The 20,061-nt window shown below is 28.3% G+C and carries 20 protein-coding genes; 10 read left to right on the top strand and 10 right to left on the bottom strand.

The window, feature by feature from the left end; translation table 11 throughout:
- Positions 1-86: 86 nt before the first annotated feature.
- Together PHEL85_RS05900 and PHEL85_RS05905 are read left to right on the top strand one after the other, a co-directional pair.
- Positions 87-1,019, top strand: coding sequence for a bile acid:sodium symporter family protein (locus PHEL85_RS05900; protein ID WP_036822285.1), 933 nt, complete (start codon positions 87-89; stop codon positions 1,017-1,019).
- Positions 1,016-2,098 (top strand): lysophospholipid acyltransferase family protein, encoded by a 1,083-nt coding sequence (locus PHEL85_RS05905; RefSeq protein WP_036822288.1) that lies wholly within the window; start codon positions 1,016-1,018, stop codon positions 2,096-2,098. Before PHEL85_RS05900 ends, PHEL85_RS05905 begins: the two co-directional genes overlap by 4 nt.
- Positions 2,099-2,223: 125 nt before the next feature.
- On the opposite strand, the gene PHEL85_RS05910 is transcribed toward PHEL85_RS05905, so the two are convergent.
- The 4 genes from PHEL85_RS05910 to PHEL85_RS05925 form a co-directional block, all read right to left on the bottom strand.
- Complete coding sequence (locus PHEL85_RS05910; protein ID WP_036823178.1) at positions 2,224-5,142, bottom strand: glycoside hydrolase family 3 N-terminal domain-containing protein; 2,919 nt, start codon at positions 5,140-5,142, stop codon at positions 2,224-2,226.
- Between the two features lie 207 nt (positions 5,143-5,349).
- Positions 5,350-5,835 (bottom strand): hypothetical protein, encoded by a 486-nt coding sequence (locus PHEL85_RS05915; protein ID WP_036822291.1) that lies wholly within the window; start codon positions 5,833-5,835, stop codon positions 5,350-5,352.
- A 114-nt stretch (positions 5,836-5,949) separates the two neighbouring features.
- On the bottom strand, positions 5,950-6,777 hold the full coding sequence (locus PHEL85_RS05920; protein ID WP_036822294.1) for a 3'-5' exonuclease: 828 nt from the start codon (positions 6,775-6,777) through the stop codon (positions 5,950-5,952).
- A gap of 94 nt (positions 6,778-6,871) precedes the next feature.
- Complete coding sequence (locus tag PHEL85_RS05925; RefSeq protein ID WP_036822296.1) at positions 6,872-7,726, bottom strand: PPK2 family polyphosphate kinase; 855 nt, start codon at positions 7,724-7,726, stop codon at positions 6,872-6,874.
- 187 nt (positions 7,727-7,913) lie between these two features.
- Here PHEL85_RS05925 and PHEL85_RS05930 point away from each other — a divergent pair, with 187 nt between their 5' ends.
- The 5 genes from PHEL85_RS05930 to PHEL85_RS17275 are packed head-to-tail and all read left to right on the top strand — an operon-like array spanning position 7,914 to position 13,236.
- On the top strand, positions 7,914-9,470 hold the full coding sequence (locus PHEL85_RS05930; RefSeq protein ID WP_036822298.1) for an NAD(P)/FAD-dependent oxidoreductase: 1,557 nt from the start codon (positions 7,914-7,916) through the stop codon (positions 9,468-9,470).
- 58 nt (positions 9,471-9,528) lie between these two features.
- Positions 9,529-9,969 carry an ATP-dependent zinc protease gene (locus PHEL85_RS05935; protein WP_036822301.1) on the top strand — a complete coding sequence of 147 codons (441 nt, stop codon included), beginning with the start codon at positions 9,529-9,531 and terminating at the stop codon, positions 9,967-9,969.
- Positions 9,966-10,841, top strand: a complete 876-nt coding sequence (gene rimK / locus PHEL85_RS05940) for a 30S ribosomal protein S6--L-glutamate ligase (RefSeq protein ID WP_036822303.1) — start codon at positions 9,966-9,968, stop codon at positions 10,839-10,841. The genes PHEL85_RS05935 and rimK overlap by 4 nt, the downstream gene beginning before the upstream one ends.
- Positions 10,831-11,781 (top strand): succinylglutamate desuccinylase/aspartoacylase family protein, encoded by a 951-nt coding sequence (locus PHEL85_RS05945; RefSeq protein ID WP_036822306.1) that lies wholly within the window; start codon positions 10,831-10,833, stop codon positions 11,779-11,781. Before rimK ends, PHEL85_RS05945 begins: the two co-directional genes overlap by 11 nt.
- An 18-nt stretch (positions 11,782-11,799) precedes the next feature.
- Positions 11,800-13,236 (top strand): hypothetical protein, encoded by a 1,437-nt coding sequence (locus PHEL85_RS17275; protein ID WP_052108460.1) that lies wholly within the window; start codon positions 11,800-11,802, stop codon positions 13,234-13,236.
- A gap of 774 nt (positions 13,237-14,010) precedes the next feature.
- Here PHEL85_RS17275 and PHEL85_RS05955 read toward each other — a convergent pair.
- The 6 genes from PHEL85_RS05955 to PHEL85_RS05980 all read right to left on the bottom strand — a co-directional run bounded on the left by PHEL85_RS05955 (position 14,011) and on the right by PHEL85_RS05980 (position 17,960).
- A complete protein-coding gene (locus PHEL85_RS05955; RefSeq protein ID WP_036822309.1) occupies positions 14,011-14,433 on the bottom strand; it encodes a thioesterase family protein in 423 nt (140 codons plus the stop codon).
- Positions 14,434-14,505: 72 nt separating this feature from the next.
- A complete protein-coding gene (locus PHEL85_RS05960) occupies positions 14,506-15,363 on the bottom strand; it encodes a DUF5777 family beta-barrel protein (protein WP_036822313.1) in 858 nt (285 codons plus the stop codon).
- Positions 15,364-15,366: 3 nt separating this feature from the next.
- Positions 15,367-15,912 carry a YceI family protein gene (locus tag PHEL85_RS05965; RefSeq protein ID WP_036822316.1) on the bottom strand — a complete coding sequence of 182 codons (546 nt, stop codon included), beginning with the start codon at positions 15,910-15,912 and terminating at the stop codon, positions 15,367-15,369.
- 10 nt (positions 15,913-15,922) lie between these two features.
- Positions 15,923-16,339 carry an OB-fold protein gene (locus tag PHEL85_RS05970; protein WP_036822319.1) on the bottom strand — a complete coding sequence of 139 codons (417 nt, stop codon included), beginning with the start codon at positions 16,337-16,339 and terminating at the stop codon, positions 15,923-15,925.
- 11 nt (positions 16,340-16,350) lie between these two features.
- Entirely contained in the window at positions 16,351-16,710 is a 360-nt protein-coding gene (locus tag PHEL85_RS05975) for a cytochrome c (RefSeq protein ID WP_036822321.1), read from the bottom strand.
- A gap of 152 nt (positions 16,711-16,862) precedes the next feature.
- Positions 16,863-17,960 (bottom strand): LytR/AlgR family response regulator transcription factor, encoded by a 1,098-nt coding sequence (locus tag PHEL85_RS05980; RefSeq protein WP_036822324.1) that lies wholly within the window; start codon positions 17,958-17,960, stop codon positions 16,863-16,865.
- 151 nt (positions 17,961-18,111) lie between these two features.
- Here PHEL85_RS05980 and PHEL85_RS05985 point away from each other — a divergent pair, with 151 nt between their 5' ends.
- From PHEL85_RS05985 to PHEL85_RS05995, 3 genes are read left to right on the top strand one after another with little or no spacing between them, the layout of a single operon-like run.
- Positions 18,112-18,549, top strand: a complete 438-nt coding sequence (locus tag PHEL85_RS05985) for an OB-fold protein (RefSeq protein WP_036822326.1) — start codon at positions 18,112-18,114, stop codon at positions 18,547-18,549.
- Positions 18,542-19,087: a YceI family protein gene (locus tag PHEL85_RS05990; RefSeq protein ID WP_036822329.1), complete on the top strand. Its 546-nt coding sequence runs from the start codon at positions 18,542-18,544 to the stop codon at positions 19,085-19,087. The genes PHEL85_RS05985 and PHEL85_RS05990 overlap by 8 nt, the downstream gene beginning before the upstream one ends.
- Positions 19,077-19,979: a DUF5777 family beta-barrel protein gene (locus PHEL85_RS05995; RefSeq protein ID WP_036822331.1), complete on the top strand. Its 903-nt coding sequence runs from the start codon at positions 19,077-19,079 to the stop codon at positions 19,977-19,979. The genes PHEL85_RS05990 and PHEL85_RS05995 overlap by 11 nt, the downstream gene beginning before the upstream one ends.
- Positions 19,980-20,061: the final 82 nt, after the last annotated feature.

Consider the following 20,061-nt stretch of genomic DNA (forward strand, 5'->3'; position numbering starts at 1 on the left):
ATTACTATAGAATACGCTTTTAAAAATTAACTATTAGCAGTTAACAAAAACGAAAAACGCTACAGCTTTGAACCTAAATTAAATAAATGAAAAACCAAATTGACATAGACGCCATTAAAATAAACTTTGATGAAAGTGGTTTATGGGTTTTAAATATTGCCATTGCTATTATTATGTTTGGTGTTGCTTTAGGAATTACTATAGACGATTTTAAACATCTTTTTAAGAACCCTAAAATAGTTTTTGTCGGTGTTTTATCACAATTTATCTTATTACCTGCATTTACTTTTTTAGCAATTCTGATGATAGAACCTCATCCTAGTTTTGCTTTAGGAATGATGATGATTGCTGCTTGTCCTGGTGGAAATGTTTCTAACTTTTTTAGTAAAATGGCTGGTGGAAACGCAGCATTATCAGTTAGCTTAACAGCATTTGCAACATTAATATGTATTGTTATGACACCTTTTAACTTACAGTTTTGGGGAAGTTTATACGAACCTACTAATAAAATTTTAAAAACAGTTTCTTTAAATCCTTATGATTTATTTAAGTTGGTTTCTTTAATATTAGGAATCCCTTTAATATTAGGAATGATTATAAAACATTACCATTCTGAAATGGCTGGTAAGATTGAAAAAGTATTAAAACCATTATCAATGTTGGTTTTTATTGCTTTAATATTTATTGCATTTTCTCAAAATTTAGATGTTTTTGTAAATCACATTCATCATGTTTTATTCTTGGTTATTTTTCATAATATTTTTGCGTTCTTCTTAGGTTTTTATACTGCAAAAGCATTTAAACTTAACAAACAAGATCGTAAAACAATTGCCATGGAAACAGGAATACAAAATGGTGGTTTGGGTTTATTGCTTATTTTTGGTTTCTTTGAAGGCTTAGGAGGAATGGCTTTATTAGCTGCTTTCTGGGGGATTTGGGATGTCTTTTCTGGTATGGCATTGGCAACTTACTGGGGAAGTAAAGCAAAAAATAAATTAGTGAAAATAATTAATTTATGATTCAGAAAATTTGGTTTACACTTGTTTGGGGTTACATAAAATTGGGATTGTTTTTTTACAGTAAAAAAATAACTGTTTTAGGCAGAAATAACATTCCTAAAAAAGGAGCTGTTTTATTTGCAGTAAATCACCCAAATGGTTTAGTAGATCCTTTGTTTGTTACTACTACTAATAATAGACAAAATCATTTTTTAGTGAGAGCTGCTTCTTTTAAAAACCCAACTATTAAAAAAATTTTAGAGTCTTTGTATTTAATGCCAATTTATAGAATTAGAGATGGAATTAAACAACTTTCTAACAATCAAGAGATTTTTGAAAAGTGTTTTAATATTTTAAACAAAGGAGAAACTTTAATGATTTTTCCTGAAGGAAGTCATGATAAAAAAAGAAGTATTAGACCTTTAAGTAAAGGATTTACAAGAATCGTTTTTGGGGCTTTAGAAAAATACAAAGATTTAGAAATTAAAGTAGTTCCTGTAGGAATGACGTACCAGCATCCATCTGATTACCCTACAAAAGTGACTATTAATTATGGAGAGCCAATTGCTACAAGAGAAATTTTTGAAAACAATACTACTGCAAAATCTATTAATATTTTAAAAGAAAAAGTGAGTAGTCAGTTACAAAAACTAAGTGTTCATATTCCTGATGATGAAAATTATGAAGCAACTTTACAAGCGCTAACAAATGCACAAGTAGATTTTACAAAAGTAGAGGAAGTGAATAACATAATTCAATCTAATACAATACCTGCAGCTAAAAAAGCAAAAACGAACTTTGTAAAACCATTATTATACCTCATCATTTTAAATAGTATCATTCCGTTTTTTCTTTGGAAAATGGTACGTAAAAAAATTGATGAAATTGAATTTATAGATACTTTTCGTTTTGCTATAAATTGGTTTTCTTGTACGTTCTTTTATTGTTTACAAGGATATATTTTAAGTCTCTTTTTTGGAAACACAATTGGTTTGTTTTACCTAAGTTTATCTGCTTTTATGGTGCTTTTACATTCTAAATTAGCGCCTACAAATAGTAAAAAACATAAAGAGTTTAATGAATTTGGTAAACAAGTTTAGCCCTGATTAAACGGTTTGTTTGAGCTCTTTTTTACTGTCAGTTCGAGTGAATTTGTGATGAAAGAACAAATTTGTATCGAGAACTAGCAATAAAAAAAGCGAGTAGTGAAAGCAGGAAATAGCTTCTAATCTAAAATTGCATCTTGAATAACTTGCTGAATTTCTGTACGCATATTACTCTTTACCAAACCTCGGTTTTCCATTGTTGGATATACTCTGTTAGATAAAAATACATACACAATTTCGCTCTTAGGATCTGCCCAAGTATACGTTCCTGTGAAGCCAGAATGCCCAAAACTTTCATCAGAAACACAACCACAAGTTGCTTTTACGTCTGGATTTAACTGTGGTTTATCGAAACCTAAACCTCTTCGTACTTTTTTATCTGAAAAATAACGGTGATTAAACTTGTCTAAAGTTTCTGGTTTTAAATATCTTTTGCCTCCATAATAGCCTTTCTGTAAATACATTTGCATAATTTTGGCAACATCATTTGCATTAGCAAATAAACCTGCATGACCTCCTACTCCACCTAACATTGCTGCTCCCATATCATGCACATAACCTTGCAATAATTGTTTACGATAATAATCGTCTTTTTCTGTTGGAATAATTTCTTTTGGAGAAAATTTTTGTAGTGGTAAATAACTTGTTCTATCGGCTCCTAAAGATTGATAAAACTCTTCATCTACCAATGTATTTAAAGGTTTATCATATTGATTCTCTATTGCTTCTTTAAAGATATAATATCCTAAATCGCTGTATTTATAACCTTCTCTTTCTCTTTGGTCTGCATCTCTAATATATTTATAAATACTGTCTTTATAATTTTTATTGATATACAGATTTTTAGCAACCTTAATATTATATGCTTTAGACTTTCTTTTGCGATAATAAATAGGCAAATTATTACCTGTAATACTATCTTGAGTTGCTTTATAAAAAGGAATCCATGCTTTTAACTTACCATAATGAGATAGTATTTCTCTTACAGAAACACTTGCTTTATTAGAGTTTTTAAAGCTTGGTAAAAGATCTTGTAATTTCTCGTTTAAAGAAATTTTATGCTCTTCTTCTGCTTTCATTATTAAAGGTAAAGAAGCTAAAATTTTAGTAAGAGAAGCCAAATCATATACATCAGAATTATTTACTTTTCTAGTTTTTTTATCTGTGTGATAACCATAACTTTTATTTAAAATAATTTTACCTTTTCTTGCTACTAAAACTTGAAAACCAGGTGCCATTTTTTTATCTAAAATAACATTCGCTAAAGAATCTATCTCTTTTAATTTTATTGATGACATTTTAACGTCTTCAGGAATTGTATACTCAAACCTACTTAAACTAGAGGTTATAAATCCATGACCTTCTGCAAACTCATTTTTAATAGAAACAGGTAATTTTCCTTTTGCACCAAAAGCTCCAAAAATTAGTTGTGCAGACAATTCTTGAGACAATTTACTATTCTGATAAGAAACAATAATACCTTCAATATTTGTAAAAGTTTTTACTTGCAACAAACTATAAGGGCTCGCAAAAACATCTAAAATTACGTTTTTTTCTCGTGCAATTTCTTGTAACCAAACTAACTCTTGGTTTTTAAATTTGTAACTTTTCCAAGGATGTAAATTCGATTTATGAAAACCAACAATTACTAAATTATATGGTTTTAATTTAGATATAATTCCATCTAAGTTTTTATCTGAAATTACATCGACTTTACCATAATTTTGTAACATTTTTACAAAATCATTACCAGAATCATCTCCTAAATTTACATAAGCAATTTTTCTTTTCTCTAAATTTCTAATTGGTAAATCTCCATTAACATCTTTAACTACAGTTAGTGAATTTTTTATTAATTCTCTATGCAATAATTCATCTTCAACTGAGTTTAAATCATTCTGGATATTCTCAATTTTAACTGGTTTATAATTGTGTAAACCTGCCCAATATTTGGCTTTTAATATTTTTCTAACCGAAAAATCAATACGTTCTTCGGTTAAGGTTTTTAACTCAATTGCTTTTTTTATTAAATTAACAGTTGCTGGTACATCTTGTGGAATCAACAACAAATCATTTCCTGCTTGTATGGCAGCCAAATCAATTTCTGCAGATGTTGCATAGTTTGCAGCACCTTTCATGTTTAAACCATCTGTTATTACTAAACCTAAAAAACCTAATTTTTGCTGTAACAAATTAGTCACCACATTTTTAGACAAAGAAGTTGGCAATCTTGGGTCAGACTCTAAACTTGGTATGCTTAAATGTGCAGTCATAACACTTGCAATACCTGCATCAAACACTTTTCTATAAGGATACAATTCAATAGAATCTAAACGATTCATATCAAAATTTAAAACTGGTAATGTATGATGAGAATCTGTTGCAGTATCTCCATGACCAGGAAAATGTTTCGCGTTTGCTAAAACTCCTTGACTTTGCATTCCTTGCGTAAATGCAATTGCTTTTTGAGTTACGTTTTCTTTACTTTCTCCAAAAGAACGATTTCCAATAATAGGATTATCTGGATTTGTATTAATATCTACAACTGGTGCAAAATTTACATGAATTCCTAAACGTTTACAATGTTTTCCTAAATGCTCGCCAAATTGTTTTACTAAAGAGTCGTTTCTAATCGCACCCAAAGTCATGTTCCATGGAAATCTGTAGGTATTTTTTAAACGCATATCTAAACCCCATTCTCCATCAAAACCAATTAGTAAAGGCACTTTTGCAGCTTCTTGATATCTATTATTCAATTCCGCCTGTTTTTCTGGAGTTCCTTGCATAAAAATTAAATTACCAACATGATATTTTGTAATCATTTTTGTAATAAAATCTGCGTGTTTTTCATCTTTATTAGAATACGCTTGTACCATAAATAACTGACCTATTTTTTCATCTAAAGTCATATTTTTCATAATACTATCTACCCAAATAGTTTGCGCCTCTGCATCTTTCGTTCTTAAAGGATCTACACTTTGAGCAGATAAATTAAAAACAAAACCTATAAAAAGGATAATAAGTAACTCTTTCTTCATATTTTTCTTCAACATTTTTTTTGGGCGTTTTAACAGGCTTTCCATTATATCTTTTTATAATGTCATTGCGAAGTTTACTCTTTTGTAAACTGTGGCAATCTCATAATCTATAAACAGATTGCTTGTTTAATTAGATTATAAAAAGGATGTCATTTCAATCCTTAACGCAGCTTATCTAATAACTTAACATTATTATTAAAACAATTTTTATACCAAAAAGCGTTTGTGCCAACTTTCTTTTGCAGGAATTTCCCAATTATTTTCAAAATCTTCTTTTGTATTCACCATATTGTTAAATACAATGGTTTCTGAAGTTACTTTTTGTTCTTTCGCAAATTTTTGAAAATCAGATAATTTCACTAAATTAATATTATCATTATCTTTAAAAGTAATGTTCATTTTGTCCATTAAATCTAGTTTCAATTCATTTTCTAATCCTTGAATAAAACGAACTGAACTATCTATAGAACAACCAGAAACATCATTAAAGCTTTCATCTACAGCCAAAACTAAAAACTGATTGTATTTTATAGTAAAAGAACCTTTTAAATCATCTCCATGACGCGTCCATTGATTGATAAACTCTTCTGCTTTTGCTGAAATAAGTTCAACTTCATTTGCTGTAAATTCTCTATCCGATTGGTAAATCCAAACACGAGAATTATTTGGTAAATTTTTATATTCTGTAAACATTGTTTTTTATTGTTAGATTATTAGATATTTAAATACTAGGATAATTAGATTTTTGGATTGTCAAATAATTGTCTAGCAATCTAAAAAATCGAGCAATCTAATATTCTATTTTATCTACCTTAAATTAAATTTCTGCTGTAAAGCTTGTAACTTTTCAGCATCAGACATTTTCTTTTTTGGAGGTGTCATTCTTTTTTTAATCTCATTCAACACCTTTTTAGTGTATAAAGGAAAATCTGCATTTTGCATCCAATTATTATAACCAGGATTTTCTTTAAAAACTTCTTCTACTGTTCTTCCTTTGTATTTTCCAAAAGAAAAAATTTCTTGCTTTTGATCATTCATTAAAATAAAACCAGCAAAATCTGCTCTTTCTCCGTGTGTAGAATATTCACTCAAAGCATCTACTGTATTTTCTATGTCGTCGTATTTATCTAACTGAGCTAACAAAATTTCATACGTTGCATTGGTATCTGCTTCTGCTCCATGTGCTCCTTCTAATTCTCTACCACAATAAAACTGATAACCAGCACTTAATGTTCTTTGCTCTTTCTTATGAAAAATAACTTGTACATCAATTGCTTTTCTATTTTTCATATCAAAGTCAATACCAGCCCGCATTAATTCTTCTGCTAATAAAGGAATATCAAAACGATTAGAATTAAAACCTGCCAAATCAGAATCTGCAATCATTTCATTTACTTGTGGAGCTAATTCTTTAAAGGTAGGTTCTGCAGCTACCTTTTCGTTGGTAATTCCATGTACATCAATAGAACCTTGTGGAATTTCCATTTCTGGATTTACCAACCACGTTTTACTTTCTTTATTTCCGTTTGGAAACACTTTTAAAATTGCTATTTCTACAATTTTGTCTGTTGCAATATTTATTCCTGTTGTTTCTAAATCGAAAAATACAATTGGTTTTTTTAAGTCTAAATTCATATTATTAGTTCTTAATATTTATAAAGTTAAAAAGTTTTAAAGTTGAAATTCTGCTTCCAAAATTTTACAACATTTACACTTTTTCAACTCCTATTTACTCGTTATTCAATTGATTTTTAAACTCTTCTACTTGCGCTAGAGCTTTTGCTGGCAATGTAGGTTCTTTAAAATTATACTTTTTTAGCTCTTCTAAAACAATATCTGCTAATAGTAATCTTGCGGTTGGTTTATCATCTGCAGGAATTACAAACCAAGGTGCAATTTCTTTAGACGTTCTGTTTAATAAATCTTCATAACAGAATTGGTATTTATCCCACAATTTACGTTCTTTTAAATCGCCTGCAGAAAATTTCCAATTCTTATGTGGTAAATTTAATCTACGTAATAATCTATTTTTTTGTTCGTCTTTAGATAAATTTAAAAAGAATTTTAAAACAATCGTTCCACTTTCTGCTAAATGTTTTTCAAAATCATTAATTCTATCCATTCTGTTATGGTAAAACTCATCATTTAAATCATCTAAACTATTTACATTCGGAATATTTTCGCCAAAAACATAACCTGGGTGCACTCTTGTAACCAATACATTTTCATAATGCGTTCTGTTAAAAACGCCAATTTTTCCTTTAGAAGGAAGTGCAATATAATGGCGCCATAAAAAATCGTGTTTCAACTCTAATTCTGTAGGCACTTTAAAACTGTGTACCTCAACTCCACGAGCATTTACATTTTTAAAAACCTCTCTAATTAAACTGTCTTTACCAGAAGTATCCATTCCTTGTAAGCAAATTAACATGCTATATTTGCCTTCTGCATACATAGTATCTTGAATTTTACTTAGCTTTTTACTAATCTTTTTTAGCTTCTTTTCTGCATCATCAATTACTGCTTTTGTATTGTAATCAGCAAGTTTAATCGTGTTTTCTACTTTGTAATTTCCTTTACTCATATGTGTTTTAAATATTTTTTAAAGATAAAAAAAATAGTGATTTTATCTTTGATTCTTATAGTCTTTTATGATATTAATGTTATCTAAAGTGCTATTGTCTAAATTTAGAATAAATAAATTATCTAAATCTTAATTTTAGTATAAACTAATTTATTTTTTAAACTTTTAATTTCATTATTTTTGCCCAATGGTTAAAGAAATTCAGCTTCGTGTAAATTTAATAGAAGAACGTAAAGAAAATACACTTTTATACAAAGCTTCTAAGCAATTAGGAGTTGATATAAGTGAAATTTCTGCCGTAAAAGTGTTGCGTAAATCTATTGATGCTCGTAAAAAAGACATCATTTTTAATTATAAAGTTGCTGTTTATATTAATGAAGAAGTTCCAGAGAAATCTGATTATATTTTTGAATATAAAGACGTTTCTAAAGCGAAAGAAGTTCATATTGTTGGTTTTGGTCCTGCAGGAATGTATGCTGCATTGCGTTGTATAGAATTAGGTTACAAACCAATTGTTTTAGAACGTGGTAAAAATGTACAAGATAGAAGACGAGACTTAAAAGCCATAAATCAAGATCATTTTGTAAACGAAGATTCTAATTATTGTTTTGGAGAAGGTGGTGCTGGTACGTATTCTGATGGAAAATTATATACCAGAAGTTTAAAACGTGGAGATGTTAGAAGAATTTTTGAAAACCTTGTTTTTCATGGAGCTACAGAACAAATTTTGATTGATGCGCATCCTCATATTGGAACTAATAAATTGCCAAAAATCATTCAGAATATTCGTGAAAATATTTTAAAATTTGGTGGCGAAGTTCATTTTGAAACTAGAGTTACAGATTTTATCGTAAAAAACAATAAACTACAAGCTATTCAATTGCAAAACGGACAAGAAATGTCTGTAAATTCTGTAATTTTAGCTACGGGTCATTCCGCAAGAGATATTTATGAATTGTTAGATAAAAAAGAAATTGCATTAAAAGCTAAGTCTTTTGCAATGGGCGTTCGTGTAGAACATCCACAAGAAATTATAGATCAAATTCAATATCATTGTTCTGGAGAAAGAGATGAACTTTTACCTGCAGCTGCCTACAGTTTGGTTCATCAGGTAAATAACAGAGGTGTCTATTCTTTTTGTATGTGTCCTGGTGGATTTATTGTACCTGCTGCTACTGCAAATGGAGAAGTTGTTGTAAACGGAATGTCGCCAAGTAAAAGGAACAACAAATTTGCTAATTCTGGAATTGTTGTTGAATTAGATATTGATAAAGATTTTAAAAAGTACGAACATTTAGGTGCTTTAAAAGGTTTACAGTTTCAAAAAGACTTAGAAAAAATTGCTTTTTATGCTGGCGGAAGAACACAAACTGCACCTGCACAAAGATTGGTAGATTTTGTTGATGGAAAATTATCTACAGATTTAAATGATTGTTCTTATCAACCAGGATTAAAATCGGCTCCTTTACATTCTCTTTTACCAAAAATTATTGGTGGTAGGTTACGAAAAGGTTTTGCTGCATTCGGACAAAAAATGCATGGTTATCATACCAATGAAGCCAATATTATTGGTGTAGAATCTAGAACTTCGTCTCCCGTAAATATTCCAAGAAAAGAAAATTTAGAGCATACAGAAATTGAAGGTTTGTTTCCTTGTGGAGAAGGTGGTGGTTATGCCGGTGGTATTGTTTCTGCTGCTATGGATGGAGAAAGGTGTGCTGAAGCTGCCATTGCAAAATTTTAAAACATTTTTGAGATAATTCAATTAGTTATACTAATTTTACTACTATTAAATACAATAGATGAAACTAACCATTGGTAGAATCGATAAAGCAGATTTTCCAGAATTAATTCTAGAAGATATTGATGTAAAAATAGATTCTGGAGCTTACACATCTTCTATTCATTGTTCGAATATTGAAGAAATATCAACTAATAATGAAAGTTTTATAAGATTTAAATTATTAGACCCAGAACATGATTTTTACAACAATAAAGAGTTTACTTTTAAAAAATATTCTTCAAAATTAGTAAAAAGCTCAAATGGAATTTCGGAAAAAAGGTTTCTAATAGCAACTGAAATTGAAATTTTTAATACTAATTTTCCAATTCATTTAACTTTAAGTGAACGAAAAGACATGAAATTTCCTATTTTGCTAGGAAGAAAATTTTTAAACAAAAAATTTGTGATAGATACTGCAAAAAAAGATTTATCATATAAATTAAAAAACAAAATCAAATGAGAATTGTAATTCTTTCTAGAAACCCTAACTTATACTCTACAAAAAGATTGGTTGAGGCTGCAAAAAAAAGAAAACACGAAATAATTGTAGTAGATCATTTAAAGTGTAATATCGAAATTGAAAAAAAATCACCAAAAATATATTACAAAGGTGAATATTTAGACAATATTGATGCCATCATTCCAAGAATTGGTGCTTCCGTAACATTTTATGGAACCGCGGTAATTCGTCAATTTGAAATGATGAAAGTTTTTACATCTGTTAGTTCAATTGCCTTAACAAGATCTAGAGATAAATTAAGCAGTTTACAAATTTTAGCAAGAGCTGGTGTTGGTTTGCCTAAAACTGTTTTTACAAACTACACAAAAGATGTAGAACACGTTGTTGAATCTGTTGGTGGTGCTCCTTTAGTTTTAAAATTACTAGAAGGTACCCAAGGTTTAGGAGTTGTTTTAGCAGAAACTAAAAATGCAGCTACTTCTGTTTTAGAAGCTTTTAATGGTTTAGGTGCTAGAGTTATTGCGCAAGAATTTATTAAAGAAGCAGGTGGGGCAGATATTAGAGCTTTTGTTGTTGATGGGAAAGTAATTGGTGCCATGAAACGTCAAGGAAAAGAAGGAGAGTTTCGTTCTAATTTACACAGAGGCGGAAATGCAACCGTTATAGAATTAACTGACGAAGAAGAAAAAACAGCTTTAAAAGCTACCAAAGCTTTAGGTTTAGGAGTTGCAGGTGTAGATATGCTGCAATCTTCTAAAGGACCTTTGGTTTTAGAAGTAAATTCTTCTCCTGGTTTAGAAGGAATTGAAACTGCTACTGGAAAAGATATTGCTAAAGAAATTATACGTTATTTAGAAATTCATGTCGAGTAAACCTTTTATTATTTTAGGAAAAGAAATTCCTGAAGGAAAACGTACTGTTTTAGATTTAGAAGTTGCAAAATTACACACCAGAACTACTGTAAAAGTTCCTGTTATTATAGAACGTTCTAAAAACCCAGGACCTGTTGTGTTATTATTGGCAGGTATTCATGGAGATGAAACAAATGGCGTTGGAATTATTAGAGAAATTATTTCACAGAAAATAAATGTACCCACTAACGGAACAATTATTTGTATTCCTGTTTTTAATATTTTTGGATATTTAATACAAACTAGAGAGTTTCCTGATGGACGTGATTTAAACAGAATGTTTCCAGGCTCTGTAAATGGTTCTTTAGCTAGTCAGTTTGCTAATCAATTTACAAAAGAAATTGCACCTTATGTAGATTATGTTATCGATTTTCATACTGGTGGTGGAGATAGAGATAATATTGCACAAATAAGATGTAGCAATGATGATGAAAAAGCATTAGAATTAGCAAAAGTTTTTAATCCTCCAATGATTGTTTTTTCTGAAAACATAAAAAAATCTTTAAGAGAAACTTTGCATAAAATGGGGAAAACTATTTTATTATTTGAAGGTGGAAAATCGAATGAATTAAACCCAACAATTATTAACGAGGGTGTAAACGGAACAAAGAATGTTTTAATTCGTTTGGGCTTAATTGAAGGAGAAATTACCGTAAAAGAAACTCCTATTTTTGTAAATAAAGCCAAATGGTTAAGAGCTTCTCATTCTGGAATGTTTAAAGTAATGGCTATAAATGGAAGTTTTGTTAAGAAAAAAGAAGTTTTAGGTATTATTCAAGATCCTTTTGGTGATTTTAAAAAAATAGTTTACGCTCCTTTTGATGGACACATCTTTTGTATAAACAAAACTCCTATTGTAAATAAAGGCGAAGCCTTATTTCATATAAGTATCGATGAATAATATTTAATTAAAAATGCTATGAAAAAAATTATTTTAATTACAATTCTAATTCTATACAACAGTTTAAATGCTCAAGATATTAGTTGGAGAGTAAAAGCCAAAGGACATAACCCAAACCCAAAGAATGAATTATCTAAGTATTTTAAAAAAGAGATTCCTAAAAAACTTTTAAATAAAGCAGGATATCAAAGAGGTAAAAACAATATAATATTATCTTTTAAGATCAATACCGAAAATATACCATACAATATAAACGTTTCTACTTTTGGCTCTAATGAATTGTATAATAAGCTAAAAACAGCTTTTAAAAAATATCCTTTAGAAAAACTAAACTTAAATGAGTTAGACAAAAAAAACAGGTATTCTTTACAAATTATAACTAAGAAAGGAAATAAAAATATTTTTAATTGTAGTACAAAAGTAATGGTAGAAACACCTGCTATTTGTGAAAATTGTAAGGATTTACAGAACTTTGAAGATTTAGAAAAATGTTTGAATATAGAAGTAAAAAAACATTTCTATAATACTTTTAATAGTTCTAAAATTACGGAAGATGAAACCAATATATTTTTCCAATATTATATAAAACCTGATGGTAGTATTGGTCTAAAAACAACTAAAAAAGTATCAAAATATCTTGATGAAATAAAAAGGAGTCTTTCAACTTTTTCTGGCATTATAACTCCTAGTTATTTTAATAATGTTTTAAATAAACCTTTTTATAGTTTATCTATTCCTTTTAAAAAAGGTGAAAAATTCATTTATGAAGATTCTCAAATAAAATTTAATTTATTTTCTAAACCAACCATAGACAACGATTTTTCTAATTATTTAGCAGAGAAATTAACAAAAGAAGATATAAACAAAGCTAGATTAAATAGAATTAATCATAGCCTTAGAATTAATTTTGAATTAGATAAAGACTATAATCCTTTTAATATTACAACAAATTCTAGATCATATCAATTAGAAAAAGAAATTATTAATGCTTTTATAGATTATCCTATAGAAAAGTTGAATTTTTTTAATAGAAAGAAATTTAACCGTTATAACTTACAAATACTTTCTTTTAAAGATAACCAATCAGTAATTAACACAAGTACTAAAGTTTCATATATAAGAGCTCCTATTTTTCCTGGTTGTGAAAATTCGAGCAGTATAAAGGATTTAAAAAAATGTTTTAGCTTAGGTGTTCAAAAACATTTTATGCAAAAATTTGATGCTGATTTACCAAAAAAACTTGGTTTATCTAAAGGTAGAAAAAGAGTTTTTATAGGTTTTAAAATTGATAAATCAGGGGAGATTGTTGACATAAAGGTGAAAGCTCCTCACATTGTTATAAAAAACGAAGTAATAAAAGTGATGGAACAATTACCTAAGGTTATTGCTGGTGTACAAATTGGGAAAAATGTAAATATTAAATATAGCATTCCTTTTACATTAATAATAGACTAATAAATATCTATTTTTATAAAAAACAGTTGTTTATCCTTTTTGATTTTCATGGCTAAAAAGCCTAACTTCGCTAACGCCGTTTATAAGTCACTTGTGCTGAACTTGATTCAGTATTAAAACGGCATCATAATAATCTTAAGTTGTGTAACATTTGAAAAACAAACATTTGACTGAATTTCATAAGCTGTCCGGATTAATAACAAAACAAATGATTTTATTTCCAAAAGGGAATAAAGTAATCATTGAAAATTATGAAAATTGGACTTTAGAAATTGACTCAAATTGGAACTCTAAACATATTGACCTTACTATAAAATTTCGGAAACCCAATCTTTACAATGAATTCACTGATTGTATTATAAAAAAATGCTTCTTTAATAAGTTTAATTGCTCGATATGATAATTATAACTTATCTGGAAAGGCGAGCGAAATTTCGAATTTTCTACTGACAAGTCAATTATCACTCAACTTGTTAAAAAGTAGAAAAGCAGGTTTTGAATTAAATGGAAAATATCTGATTTATAATTGTAGAGTTGGTCGTCGAGATAAAAATAGTTTGTCGAATATTTTTATTCTGATTGAAAAATTGATTGAGGAAATTGATAAACTGACTGATAAAAAAAACGTTACACAACAAAGTATATAAAAAATTGCTATTTTGTGCTTAACCAATGTTAGTTGCTTTGTTTGCTAGCACCTGATTTTCCTTCAGAAAATCCTCGCACACAAACACAACTAATCTTATACATAAACGTTAACGAATCTCAAAAAAACTACCCAACCCTTTTTAAAGTTTCTTGCTCTATAAAATGTTTAGCAATCACTTTTGGTGGTGTTAGCGTTTGCCAAGTAGTATAATCGAACCAAAATAATTCTCTTATTACTTTAGTACTTAATTCTTCTTTGTCATTATAAAAATAAACCTCTACGCTCATCTTTTGTTGACATAAGCCTATTTCTTTGCAAACTAATTCAACAGAAAAAGATTTTGTAAACATTAAGTTTTTAAAATGCTTAATTTGATCGTTCCTTTTTTGCAAACCGACTTTTGAGCTGTTCATTTTTAAATTTGTAAATCCATTTACAAACAAAAAAGTTTCTACAATTTTAGATGCATATTTTAAATATGCAGCATTTTGCATCACCATAAAATCGTTTACATCTTCTCCTTTTACTGTATAATTTCTTAGAAACATAGCGTATGATTTAAATTAATTATTTTTGTAAAACACCTAATAAAATTCATTCTTAATTTAAATGAAAATAATTTAAAAAGTTCTAGAAAGATTGAATCCTAAATGAATGTCTCCACCAAAAAAATTACCTGTAGATTCTGTAATAAATCCTTTTTCTATCATGGTAATTGCATTCGATAAAATGATTTGAAAAACGTGTCCACCAGTTTCTATATCTACACCAAAAGCCAATGAATTTTTAGCATCAATAGATTCTAGTTTATTAAACTGCGGATAAAATTCTGCATTTAAAGAAACTCTTTTGTTCAATTTAACTCTAGTACCAAAACCAAGTGCAAAAATATCATGTGGATCTGCATTTATAGCTGTTAAATTTCTATGAACATAGGTTGGTGTTATTTGAAAAGAAAGTGAAGAGTTTACTTTTTTCGCAATTAAAACCTGTCCTACATAAAACAAACTTTCCGCAAAAGACCTTTCATTACCAGCAACTGCTTTCTGACTTTTAGCAGCAATACTTCCAAAAAGAGAAACTGCAAAAGGAAATGAATTTGTACCTTTTTTTTGTTTTAACAAACTGTATTTTAAGTAACCATCGTAAGTTTTCTCAAAACTACTTCTTCCTAAACCTGCTGTTAAATTATCTGTTAAACCATATTCAAAAGAAAAACGAATATTAGATTGATCTAAACCAAAAAACTCTTCAAAACCGGTGTTTACTCTACCAAATCTATGAGAAATTATAAATTCTAATTCCTTCTTTTTTCTATTTTCTATAGAATGGCCATTTACAATTCTAGTTCCCTTAAAAGTAGCGGTAACAATGTTTTCTGTTTCTGGAGTTTCATTGTTTAAAACATCTAATAAATCTTGTGCAGAGAGTTGAATACTAAAAGTTAGTACAAAAATGATTGCTATAATTTTTTTCATCTTTTATTTCTTGTAAGGTTTGTGATTAAATTTAAAAGTAACTTTAATTTTTTTGGCAATATTTTTAGCAACTGCTCCAGGTATTTCAATATCATAATCTGCCACTAATAAATTGAACTCACCTTTTACTAAAATGTTATCTTCATTTCTTGTAATATTTGCTGGTATTACAATTTCTTTGCTTTTACCATGAATCGTCATTGTACCTTTTACTTCTACTTTTGTTTCTGAATCTTTTATAGTATCAAAATTTAAAATATCACCTTTAAAAGTAGCTTTTGGAAATTTATCTGATTCTACATAATTCTCATTAAAATGCTCTTGCATTAATGCTTTTTTAAACATAAAAGATTTCATTAAAATAGCAATTGCCATTTTGCCAGAAGAAGCATCTACAATACTCAATACTTGGTTATTGTCTGCTTTTATATCTTCCATTGGTGCAGAAGAGAAAAAAGTTACTGCACCATTTTTTGTTAAATATCGCTCTTGAGCATTGGTAGCATTTGCTAATAAAAAGCAAATTAGAATTGTATATATAGTTTTCATTTTTTTTGTTTTAGTAAGTTATTTCACACTTTACAAGAATAACATCCATTAAATAACCTGTACAAATTCCTTTTACAGTAATGGTTTGTCCTTCTTTAAGTAAATTTATTTTTTGAGTAGCATTATCAGATAAATGACAAAGTACACTTCCAAAATCATCATTGGTTTTTAATGTGATAATTCCTTTCTCTTTTTCAATTTTCACTTTAGAAATTACACCAGAAACTTCAATTATCTTATCTAAATAATTTGTATTTGCTATGCTTTCATCCGAAGAAAAATCGTTTATAATTTTATTTGCTGTAAGTGTAATATCAGATTTTGTATCCCCAACATTTACATGTGGTTTGTTATATATTTTATAAGCAACAAATGCGCCAATAATTCCGATAATTAAAATTGCAACAAGTATTTTCTTGGTTTTCATGATATGAATTTTTAATTATCTAAAGCACCTTCATCTACCCAATCTACAATACTTTTAATTTGTGCTGCTGTTAAAGTTCCTCCTTGAGGCATTCTTGAACTTGCAACTGCATCTTTTACTCTAGATGCGTTTGCACTAATTAAATCATAACTACTCAATTCTGGAGAGTTTGCACCTGCAGAATGACAACTAAGACATCTGGCATCTATAATTGGTTTTACATCATCTGCAAAAGACACTTTGTTTGCTGTTATTGGATCTTCACCTCCATCATCTATTAATTGCTCTTCTACATTAGAAATACAAGAAGCAAAAAAGATACTTATAGCAATTATTATAAACGTTGTTGTAAATTTTAGTTTGTTTTTCATTTTTATGAGTTTTAAATTTTGATACCGTAAAGAAACTAAACAAAAGCATTTAGTAACTCATTTACCTGTATGAGAGGGAAAAAATTTCCTTAAAAAGGAAAAAAAAGCATTGAATAATTACCTGTTTTCTGCTAATTTAGGTAAAAATCGAATTATATGTTTAACCACTGTTTAAATTCTGCTGCCTTATTTTTACTGATAATAATTTCTTCGGAAGTTTTAGATTGTAGCAAAATTTTAAGCTGACTATTACCATATTTTATAATTTTATCTATGGCAGTAATACCGATAATAAACTGTCTGTTTGCTCTAAAAAATAAGGTTGCATCTAAGTTATTATACATATCATCTAAACTTGCATTTGTGGTAGATCTTTTACCATCAAAACAAACTACATATGTAATTGTATTTTCTGTATAAACGTATGCAATATCTTTAATAGGAATAGGCACTAACTCATTTCTAACATAAGTAAGAATTCTTTTTCTTGCAATTTCTGATGCTTCTTCTACAGGGTTTTCATCAGAAACCTCAACAACTTTTTCTTTATAAGAAACTAGGTCTGTGTTTAATTTTGATAGATTTACAACTTCAGAAGTTAAATTAGAATTTTTTAACTCTAATTGTTTTTCATAAGCGCTACCAATAACTCTTACTGCTAAAAAAGACAAAACAATAACCAAAGCTCCCATGATTAAAAAAATTAGATAGAAGTTGTTTTTTAAAGCATCCATTTGCACATTAATACTATTAATATTTACATTGGCTGCAACTATTAAATCTGAATTTTTTATAGGTGAAATATGAATAACTTCTGATGAATTTATTGTTTCTAAATCAGATTTTCTTTTCACTAATAAATCATACAAATCATCAGAATTATTTTTCTCTTTTAAAGATGACAACAACGTTTGATTAGAATTTACCTGCTGTCCTACTTTTGTAATATCTGGATGACAAACTTCTTTTCCTCCCCAATTAAAAACGCTAACAAACCAACTATCTCTGTTAGAATTTGAAATAATTTTTTGAATGTTTTTTACAACTTCCTCTTTTTTTATACCAGAAGAAAGCTGAAAATCTATAGATTTTGCAAGTTCATTTGCTTCTCTTTTACTAGATTCTACTTGTACTTCTATTAATTGATTTGCACTTACTTTTATAAAATATTGTGATGCAATAGCAGCAATCAATAAAAAAATAACTGCAATAGATAAGAAAGTTAAAAAGTATAGTTTGTCTTTTTTCATGCCCGTTTTTCAATGTTGAAATATACCATTATTCTTTTTCTTTTTACGATTGATTATTCCTATTTAAGTCTTATTTTTCGGCTTTAGACACTTTTTTAAGCAAATTAATGGTTACATTTAGTTTCTTTGAGTTAGCTTTCTAATTCAGTTTATGAAGAAAAAAAACACTTTTTTTTACATTATAATTGTCGTTTTACTTTTAGTAAATGGCTATTATTATGTGCTTCCATATTTTAAAAACGCTAACAAAAACTTAGAGTTAGTGGCTTCTGAAGCTTCTATTAATTCTAATGATTTAATAGATTCTTATATTTTAAGTGAAGAAAAAACGGATAAACTTTATTCAGGAAAAATTATAGAAGTAACTGGCTTTGTAAAGGAAGTTACTTTTTTAAATAATAGAAATACCGTAATATTGTATAGCCAGAATAAAACTTCTGGAATTATTTGCGACATACATCCAAGTCAAATTGAAAAAGTAAAAAATTTAAAAGAACATCAAAAAATTATTGTAAAAGGTATTTGTAAAGGCTTTTTAAAAGATGTTGTATTGTTAAATTGTTATATAGATTTAAAACTGAATGAATAAAATTTTACCTTTCTTTTTATTACTCATTTTACTGACTGGTTTCAGCTCTGAAGAAAATCAGTTTATTGCAAGACAAGGGCACGTTTCTTTCTTTTCTTATGCTTCGATGGAAAATATCGAGGCACAAAACAATCAAGTTTTAAGTATTTTAGATCTTAGAAATAAAAAAATAGCAGTAAGTATGTTAATGCGTGCTTTTGTATTTAAAAAGGATTTAATGTACGAGCATTTTAATGAGAGTTATATTGAATCTGACATTTATCCAAAAGCAACTTTTGAAGGAAATATATTAGATTTTGAATCTTCTTTAGAAAAGCAAACCAAAATTGTTAGAGGTAACTTAACCATACATGGAAACACAAAAGAAATAGACATAAAAACGACTATAGAAAAGATAAATGGAACCTACCTTCTTTCTGGCGAATACAATGTATTTGTAAAAGATTTCGACATTAAAATTCCACCTATTTTATCTAGTAATATTGCAAAAATGATTACTATAAAATTCAGATTTCAATACCAGTCTTATGAAGAATAAAAAAATATATCCGCTATTTGTAGTATTGTTTTTCCTTACAAACTCTTCTTTAATCGCACAGAGTTTGTTAGATAAATTAGATTCTGAATTCCCAGACAAACCTGTATATGAAATAGCTACTTTTAAAATGACGAGAATTGGTTTAGGTCATTCTATAGAAACGCGTAAAAAAGGTGCTTTAGAAATTTCTCTGTATAATCGTTATTGGAATATTCCTAATTTTGGAGGAGAACGTTTTTTAGCTGATAAAGTAAGTACACGTTATGGTTTAGAATATGCGTTTTTAGATAATTTTACAGTAGGTTTTGGATATACTAATTTTGATAAAATTTCTGATGGTTATTTAAAATATCGACTTTTAAAACAGCAAAAAGGGTCTAAAAAAACACCAATTTCTATCACCTTATTACAAACAATATCAAATAGAAAAACAACAAATACAGGTCTTTATGGTAAAGAAACTTCTACAAATAATAACGCTTTTACAAGTCAGGTTTTAATTGCAAGAAAATTTAATCCAGATCTTTCAATACAAATTACACCTACTTTTATTTATAACACTGCAACAGCAACAAACGATGACCCAAATACTCAATTTGCAATTGGTTTTGGTGGAAGACACAAAATTGGTGGTCATGCTTCTGTTGTGTCTGAATATTATTATGTTGCAAACCCATTAAAATCTATAGATACTTATAATGCTTTTATGGTTGGTGTAAATTGGGAATTAAGCCATTTATTATTACAATTTCATATAACAAATGCACGTAATTATGCAGAAGATACTTTTATAACAAAAACGACACATAACTTTAATTTTAAAGACCCAAATTTACATTTTGGCTTTAATGCGACTTTTGTATTGCATACTAAAAAGAAAAAATTGAAGTAAAAGAGGTGTTTTCACTCTTGATTTTCTAGCTCAAAAAACCTAACTTCGCTAACGCCGATTATAAGTCATTAAAACGAATCAT

It is taken from the genome of Polaribacter sp. Hel1_85, from assembly GCF_000766795.1.
In the GTDB taxonomy this organism is placed as follows: Bacteria; Bacteroidota; Bacteroidia; order Flavobacteriales; family Flavobacteriaceae; genus Polaribacter.